We start from the raw sequence: 7,792 nt of genomic DNA, 5'->3' as shown, positions 1-7,792 counted from the left end.
CAAGTGTCACAATTGGTGGTTGGTGCGTGACGCTATAAGTCTGATTCTTACGTTCAGGTATTTTTACAGCGTCACACACCCTACAGGAAAAATATGCCAGTTGCGTAAGTCCTAATTTAAAAGAAGTGTGTCAGGATGATAACCATAACACACTCAAATATATTATTTAATATTGAAGAAACTTTAAACTTAACTCAAATCAAATAAAAGGCAATAAACTTAAAAAAATAAATTTTCAACTAGACTAAAATACAATAGTAAGAGAAGAAATATAAGTCCCATAAGTAACGCCCATTTCTCTTCCCAATATTCTTAACTTGCCAAGTACCATTCGTTGTTTTAAATTCTATAACAGGATTACCTTTCTTTATTTCCCGACGTAGATTTTTTCCTTCCAGAATGTGAATATCTGATTCATTTAAAAATGGAGTAAGTCGATTCTTGATCCCTGCTGTCGAGCATTCTGAATCTATAAGCACACGACATTTATGAATTATAAAAGGAGGTTTTCTAACTTTGCTTTTTTTAAACATAAATTTTATTAACAATATTTATATTATTTGTTGCATATAAATAATCTAATTCAAAATATAATTAATACAGATTCTTCTAAAAACTGTAATTCTTAACACTAATATTACAAGCATAGTTTTGATTTGTTATGAACGGTTTACAAAAAACATAAAAAATAGTATTATACTCATACAAATTGAAATTAGTTTTACATTAAAAATAGTTATATTATCCAGGTTAATAAATGCTTATTCATCTAATCTTATTACTAAAAAATGAATAATCAAGTTTAGTCTTATACTTACAATATTTTTCACGAACATAATATCGTAAGCATTGTCTTATTTGTCACAAAAATATTTGATTATTTATACTAATAAAGCTCTTATATTGTTATATGAATAGCTGTCACACCTTATGTGTTGATTTGTAAAATCAAACAAATTGCTACATATTTTATGTCATTACTGGATTCTAGCTCTCTACACTACAGAGGAACACAAAAATCATACCAATGTATCCACATGGATATCTGCAGCTGTTTTACTGATTGCGTAAGCCGAAATTTACTGATTATGTAAGCCGAAGTAGGGATGGTATCTTTTATACTTTTGGTCTCACAATCATTATAAACTAAAAAAAATAAACTTGCAGCCTTGAATTAATATTTTCTGCGAACCATATAGTATCAACATCGCCAAGAGTAAGAAAAAGCCAAAGTCTATGGGTTCAGAAATCTGTAATTCCGTAAGCTTATAGGTTTTAAGCTTATAGATTGATAAGCCTAGAAATTTATGAGTTGTTTCTTTGGAAATTAGATTAATTCATATGTATATATTTAATAGCTAAATTTTTGAGTTAAATCTAATAAAGAGAAAATTAATTTGATGAACATCAAAAAATCTATTCTTCCCCTATACTTGTAATCTTAAATTCATGTGGTAAAAAGCTAATCTTAAAATACATACAATAGAAAAACCTGGAACAAATCATCGCTCCAGGTTTTTATTATTTAATCTACAGTTGAGAACTCATATTCATCGGAATACTGTCTCTAAGTTCAAAATTCTCATTAAACGCTAAAGCTATCAATTGTGATCGTGATATCGTTAAAGTCTTGATCGCCACCGTTGGGTAAATCTTCAAAACCAAAGGTGCGATTGCTCAGTTTTGTAATGTGGTCGAAACCATCACCACCGACTGCTCCAGGGAAAGCGAAGTAAACGCTTGCATTTCCTTCTTTTGCTACTTCTAGAGTGTTATCAGCAATAATTAGAGGTGCGATAAAGGAACCAGCTTCAAGTTCAACACTTCCAATTTCTACACCATCGTCACTAGTGGAAAATGCTGGAGAAATAATGTTGTCTAACGCATTTTGCAGATATCCTGCATTACCAACACCAACACCACCAACACTACCAGTAATATCATCAATTTTGTAGAAATAAACTTCGTTATCGAAGTCTGCTTCTCTACTGATGATGTAATTAACTTTCACCTTACCGGTTAAACCACTGAGGTTAATTAGTTCAACTTCGGTATCACCATTATTTTGAGTTGCAATTGGTGTTTGGTTTAAATTGTTGATAATTTCGTTGGTGCTAGGTATCACATTATCTTCACGGAAATCAAGATTTTGAATCCGCACGTCTTCTACTGGTGACACATCAGCAACATCAAAAGGTTCAGTTGAGAAGTTCTCAAGTAAGTATTCAGCCAAAGCGTCTTGTTCGGAACCATCATCAGCAGCAGTTGCAAGACCAGTACGTTCCGCACCATCTACCACTAAGTCTACACGGTTTGCACTTTCTCCATCAGGAAAAGGATAACCATCACCACCATCAGCTAAGAAGTTTAAGGTAACAATACGGAAGGTGCGGTTAGCATCACCTACTAATTCACCATTTTCAGCAATGACGTCGAGTAAATTACCATTTTCATCCTTAACAGCTAAGGATTGTACGCGATCGCCAGCAGGTAAGTCATCATCAAAACTGAATGCTAAACCACTGACTTGGGGGAAACGTCCGGGGGTTTGTCCGTCTCCACTATCTGCTACACCGTGCTCAATAATATCAAGGAGTTGTTGAGCACTTACGGTTAATAGGGTTAAACCGTTGTTGAAGCGGAGAGAATTTTCCAGATCTAATTGAGAAATATCTCCTGCGTTCTTACCAGCTTTCAGATTTGCTAGAGTTGTTCCTAAGTCACCGGTGGTACCATCTACACTACCAATTTCAGATCTGATACCGCCACCATTTTTAATGGATATTACTACTGAATTATCAGCTTTCTTTGCTGCAGCTAAATTTGCATCAGCAGTCAAGTTACCCAAGTTAGTTTCTTGGGTGCGAACTTCCGAGCGTCTTCCCTCTAAGAAAACATCGGTTTTACCGAAAATAATGCCATCATTTGCAGTAACTACAGCTTCAACCGCCTCGGTCAAGGCTTTAACTTGTGCACCTTTGGAGCCTTCAGCGAATGCATTTGCAGCATCTTCACCATAGACATCAGCAACACCTTGGTCATCGGTAGCATAAGCACCACTGACATTTTCATCAATGCTGTCAAGAATAACTTTACCTTGAAGGTCAAAGTCAACTACCAAACGACCGACGTAGGAATATTCTCCATCGGTACTGACGATAACTGCAGGTTCGCCATCTTTATTAGTGGTTTTGACAGGATAACCTTCTGCTGCGGTATCTCCTTCCCGTAAGCTATCAGTACTATCTGCTTGGAGTGTATCCGAACCTCCAGCAATAATTACGTCTACTCCAGAAAGTAAACCAATTAATTCTTTTTCCAGAGCAATCTGTTGTAAGTGGCTGACTACAATAACCTTGTTAATACCATCAGCAATCAGCTTATCAATAGTAGGCTGAAGAATTTTTGCTAATTCAGCCATATCATTCGATTCTGGGTCAATGACATCAACACCACCAGTAGAAGAAATAGTTTCTACTAATTGGGTTGTCGCACCAACAACACCAATTTTTTCGCCATTTTCTTCAATGATTGTTGCAGGAGCAATTTTAGGTGCTTTTGCTGCAGCATCTAGATCGGTGGGGAGAGATTGGAAATCTGTGTTGGGTAATATTTCTTCAGTGTATAAATTAGCAAGATTGCTATCACCAGAGAAGTCTAAGTTAGCGCTGAGGTAAGGGAACTGAGCACCCAACCAACGAGCATCATCTAAAGTAGTTCCGCGAATATCAGTACCGATGATATCGCCAAAAGCATTAGTTCCTGCGTCAAATTCGTGGTTTCCAACTGCTGAAGCGTCAAAGCCAATTGCGTTCATAATTGACATATCAACGCGACCGACACCTTCACGAATATTGGTTAAACCATTTATATCAAAGAACTCTTTGTAAAACTCTTGTAAGGGAGTACGCAAAGAGCGATCGCCAGCAGCACCGAAGAATGGTCCGGGAATATAATTATCACCAGCAGAAAGGGTAATGCTGTTTTCAACTTCGTCTTCGAATTTATCAACTATCGCAGCGAAGTTTGCAGCACTGTCAATTGCATCTACACCACCCTCTAAATCAGAAGCGTGGAGAATTTGCAAAGTGTAGTTAGGAACTTCAATATCGTAAAGTGTAGTGGTTTTGCTTTCTTCATTAGCAACCGCTAACACAGGATTTCCATTTGGACTTTCAGAAGCGGGGATAAATTTCAATCCTTCGGGAGCAATATCGCCTTCGGTACGAACATACTGGACAAATTTAGGTGCAGTAGGATTGCTTAGGTCGTAAACTAGTACTCCACCACCAGCACGCTCTAAACCAACGAAACCATAAGGTTTACCGTTAATTTTACCGACAGTTACAGATTCGGGTTCAGCACCTTTATCATCAGAACGTTCGTCAAACTCTTCTGCAATTCCATCGTTAGCATTGAATAACTCTGGAGTTTGTTCCGCAGTAATTTTAGCGATTTGGTCGCCGCTATCAAATACTAAGTTACCAACTTCATCCCAGATAGAGAAGGAACGACCACCATAGCTGAATAATTTATCAAAGTCACCATCACTGTCTAGATCACCTAACCTATTGGTAATTTTCAGACGACCGAGATTTTCATTTTTTTTCAGTTCCTCAGCATTGGGGAAAACATCTGGATCGAGAGTTACTTCATCATCACCAATTCGTGCTTCTTCGTTGAAAATGTTTCCTTCTTTGTCATTCGGAGGAGGTAGAATATCATCTCCATCAGGACGGATACGAGCATCACCTTCGTTTGCAGTGATGTAGTAAGTCTTACCACCAACTTCAAAACTATCAATCGCATCGGGTTGATATAAACCGAAAACTGGGTGATTCTGGATGTTTATCTTACCACCAGCATCTTTACTACCATCTACATCCCGGTTACTAGCATCGAGTTTATTACCTTCAGGAAATTCAATTAATCCCAATATTGTTTTGGTGGGATTAGGATTGATTGCAACTGTTCCAGAACCATCTTCAGGAATAGTTTCATCAAGAAGTCCAAAGTCGTTATCGTTAATAACAGCTAAGCGACCATCTGGTAGTAATGCTAAACCTTCTGGCTTATCACCTGCTTGATAACCAATTGAAGGTAGGTTAGTTACCTTGGTTTTATGGACGGGATTAATACCTTGAGCAACTAATTCATCTGCTGTGTGTTGTTCCAGAGTCTTATCAGCTATTAAGCTGGGAGCATCATCAGCTAATAAATTAGTAGCACCTTTGAGGTCAATCTCAAAAATAAACTTCTTAGCATTTTCACCAACTGCTGAATCACGTTCGATAACTTGGAATTTACCATCACCGACGTAAACAGCATCACCCATCTTATCAACTCGTCCACCAGAACGAACTGCTGAGTCTTCGAGTAAGCAAATATACTCAGCAACAGGTTCGCCGGTTACAGGATTAATTCCCAAAACGCGAATCACATCGGAAGCATCAGAAGCTGCACGATCTGGATTTGCTAAAGGAGTTTGGATAAATGAGTAGAGAATTTCTTCATCAGTATCCAGAGCTATAGCTTCAAAACCACGGTTGCGGCGACGATTAGCATATTCTGCAGGTAGGGTTTCTGTACCGAATGCACCTTCTGCTTGACCTGCTAATGCTGCTGTACCTTCAGGAATAAAGCGATTTAAAAGAACCCCATCAGAATCAAACTGGTAAATTGCAGGACGATATTCGTCAACCATCCAGTAGTTACCATCTCCATCGATGACAATACCTTCCAAGTCTCCACCAAAAGGATCCAGCTCAACAGGATTACCAGCAGCATCTACTGGAAACTCGTCAACTTGGTTACCATCAACATCAAAAACAAAGTTAGGAGCACCTGTAATAGGTTTGCTTACACCGTCTTCGTTACGAGTGAGAAAAATCTGATTGCTAACACTAGCAACACCAGTTGTGGTATCTAACTCGATTTCGACAATTCGAGCTTGGTAATCAGGTAATGCTAGGGGACGAACGGTATCCTCTGTACCATCACCATTCTTATCTTCCTTAAATGTATCTGGGTTAGGACCGCGATCGGGAACAGATACGAATTTGATTTTATCGTCCTCTTGACCTGCATAATATAGACCAGAAATACCACCCAAGTCGATTGTTTGACCAGCAGGAGTCTCTAAGGGTAGACCGTCAGCATTAGCGATTGGTCCCAAACCTTGAACTTCATAGTTAGTTACTGTGGGTTGACCTTTGCTGTGGTCTTTAACACCCAAAGGTAAAACATCAACTACATTAGCAGTTGCAATATCTACTACTGCAACGGCGTTGTTTTCTTGAAGAGTAACAAGCGCTGTTGAACCATCGGGAGAAATTGCAATGTATTCTGGCTCTAAATCTTCGGCTACTTTAGAAGGAGTTTTATCTGCTCTTTGACCAAAAATTTTGACGCCTTTATTGATTAACTCTTGCTTGCGATCGTTAAAGGCTGTGAAATCAGCGGTCTTTACATTTCCATCAGTTAAACTACCAACTTCACCAGAAATATCAATAATGCTGATGGAACCTTCTGGGTCGTTATCATATGTATCGTTCGGTTCGCCCTCATTAGCTACAATTACCTTCATCCCATCAGGAGTAAAGGTAAGCATATCGGGAAGAGGACCAACTGTAACGGAACTTTGAAGTTCACCATTTGTATTGTAAAAAACAACTTTACCGTTATCTTGTTTGGTATTTCCTTCAACAGCTACAGCAACGATACCGTTTTTAACCGCAACACTATTAGCACCACCACCAATAGAAGTGACATCAATATCGCTTACTTTTTTTGGTTTCGCAGGATCTGTGATATCTATGACTTCAATGGTATCCCCAGTGGTAACAAATAAACGCTGGGTTTCCGGATCGTGGGCGACGATTTCTGCACCCTCTTTGCTGGTAAATGTACCAATTTGACTTAATTTAATTTGATTAGAATCCATATTTTCTGGTGGAATTGATAAACGTGTAACTAAAGGATCGCGATCGCTTGCTCTTTGATTCGTGTTTGCAAACTCAGAATTGACATGTAAAATCTCAAACTATTTTTTCATTGCTAAATGATTGCGAACTAAAATACGAAGCAAGGGCTGTGAATTACCTTGGAAGATAAAAATATAATGTTCATCCCCTGGTATGCTTTCTTTCAACCTCAGAGTTATAGAAGCCCAAAACATTAATAATGTTTTCAGGGTAGCTTTCCCATTCCAAATATATGGAAATGACAAAATCTGGCATCAAATTCATACTGTTTGGAAGAGCAAAAACCTGCTAATCAAAGGCTGCAATAACTAATTCAAGGATTTACAAGTAGAATTTTGCAATCCATTTGCTGATATTTTTGGGCAAATTTTTGGATTTTAACTATGCCTATTAATCCCAAAAAGTTATGATTAACCCTCTGAGAATAATAATTATTGAACGGATTTCACTAAAAGCTTACGGTTCGTTGTAAACTTTTTAACTTGCATCCAAATAGTAGAAAATAATGATTAATAAATGTTTGATTTCTAATTAAACTTAGTTTAATTTTAATAATTAGTATAAGTATAAAATATTTGCAAAATCCTGATTTATTCGATCAAAAATCTATCATAACCCAATTTCAATGGATACTTTCGCTATACTTTTTGACGATTTTGTGTTTCATAAGCAACATTTAGCAAATCTTAATAAATGTATATGAAACCTAAATCATTTATAAAAATAATACAATGAATCAGGTTGATTGTTATAAACTGTGTACCATTTAACATATAATTGTAACTAACTCTTACTTAGGACATAGGTAA

2 protein-coding genes are annotated in these 7,792 nt (G+C 37.3%); both read right to left on the bottom strand.

The annotated features are described in order from the left end of the window. Positions 1 to 239: 239 nt before the first annotated feature. Positions 240 to 479 (bottom strand): hypothetical protein, encoded by a 240-nt coding sequence (locus tag QNJ50_RS09700; protein WP_300634700.1) that lies wholly within the window; start codon positions 477 to 479, stop codon positions 240 to 242. A gap of 1,106 nt (positions 480 to 1,585) precedes the next feature. Beyond that, a complete protein-coding gene (locus QNJ50_RS09695) occupies positions 1,586 to 6,943 on the bottom strand; it encodes an esterase-like activity of phytase family protein (protein WP_300634697.1) in 5,358 nt (1,785 codons plus the stop codon). Between the last annotated feature and the right edge of the window lie 849 nt (positions 6,944 to 7,792).

It is taken from the genome of Mastigocoleus sp. MO_188.B34, from assembly GCF_030065675.1.
GTDB lineage: Bacteria > Cyanobacteriota > Cyanobacteriia > Cyanobacteriales > Nostocaceae > Mastigocoleus.
The sequence above is the reverse complement of the archived record's forward strand: the minus strand, read 5'-3'. Positions and strand labels throughout refer to the sequence as shown.

Bases quoted from the DNA above. Each gene is read 5' to 3' on its own strand.
- QNJ50_RS09695 (WP_300634697.1), bottom strand. From the start codon at position 6,943: ATGGATTCTAATCAAATTAAATTAAGTCAAATTGGTACATTTACCAGC.